The following is an 848-nucleotide window of genomic DNA, read 5'->3' as shown; positions in this document are numbered from 1 at the left end:
GCGTCTGCAACGAGCGCAAAGGCCGAACCTGCCGACACCGACGCGCAGCGGCGGATGAAGGACGATTTTGACGGTCTGAAGCAACCGGGGTTGCTGATGAGCACACCTGCCTCGGCGGGCATCGTCGCGGGTCATGGCATCCAGTTCGCGGCCGAGGACAACGTTTCAACTGTCGCCGGAAAGAATGCGGACTGGAGTGTGCTGAAACGTTGGACAGTCGCGGCTGGCGAGAAGGTTTCGCTGTTCGCGGGGAAGGCTGGTATCAAGATTTTTGCTGCGAAAGGCCCGGTCGAGGTGCAGGCGCAAGGTGGTCCGATGTCGCTTGATGCCGACCAGGACCTGACGATAGCGAGCGTCAATGGCGTGGCGCGCATCGTTGCAAAGACCGAACTCACGCTCGAATCGGGCGGTGCGTTTATCCAGATGAAGGACGGCAGCATTACGCTCGGCGGTCCCAATGACCTGTTCCTGAAGGTCATCACGATCCAGAAGCAGGGCAAGGCGCAAATGCATCTGGCTGCACCCGCGTTTTCACCAACCATCGTTCCGTTTACCTTTGCCTGCGACGCGTGGCGTCGTCCCGTTGACGCGGACGATACAACATCACCGCCGCCCGCTCCAGAAGCTTCGGACTGGGACCAGCTAGGCAATCCGGCGACTGGCAACCCCGAGGCCCCGGCTCCCGTTGCCGCCCCCGCATCTTCGTCAAGCGGGTCTACGTCACAGTCCCCGCAGCAAGGAGCGACAGGTTCCACAAATACGCCTGACACATCTGGCGCGGATCAGGATTCGGCGCATGAGCCGAAAAAGCCGCCTGCGGATGATGCAAGCGTGCCGATCAAGCTGGC

1 protein-coding gene is annotated in these 848 nt (G+C 61.6%); it reads left to right on the top strand.

Annotation, left to right across the window (positions count from 1 at the left end; all coding sequences use genetic code 11):
* Positions 1–848: DUF2345 domain-containing protein (locus tag U5805_RS31545; protein WP_322107402.1), on the top strand; the 848-nt coding region annotated here is incomplete at both ends.

Source organism: Paraburkholderia sp. J41, assembly GCF_905220235.1.
GTDB lineage: Bacteria > Pseudomonadota > Gammaproteobacteria > Burkholderiales > Burkholderiaceae > Paraburkholderia.
Note: the sequence above shows the minus strand (reverse complement) of the source record. Positions and strands in the feature narration are given on the sequence as shown.